Source organism: Psychrobacter piechaudii (assembly GCF_900162825.1).
Lineage (GTDB): Bacteria > Pseudomonadota > Gammaproteobacteria > Pseudomonadales > Moraxellaceae > Psychrobacter > Psychrobacter piechaudii.
The window spans coordinates 1-229 of sequence record NZ_FUGE01000279.1; the positions used below are offsets into that span (position 1 = coordinate 1).

Annotated in this window: 1 protein-coding gene; it reads right to left on the bottom strand. The window is 36.2% G+C overall.

The features are described from left to right. Positions 1-229, bottom strand: a 229-nt coding sequence (locus tag A1019T_RS12950; RefSeq protein WP_143514162.1) for a transposase, incomplete at both ends; no start/stop codon positions are given.

Below are 229 nucleotides of genomic sequence, written 5' to 3' on the forward strand. Positions count from 1 at the left end.
TGAGCGAGATTTAACATCACCAACCACAATTAAGCTGTTATCTTTAACAAGCTTGGTGGTGAATTTATGAATTAAGTCTAATCTTGTGTTTTTGATTTTGGCGTGGATTGCTTTAACACGTTTTTTATTGTTAGCACGCTGGGCTACTGCTAATTTACTCGCCCATTTTTGCGTTTGCTTAATAATTAACTTGTCGCCATTTGATGTGGTTGCAGACTCTTTTAAACCT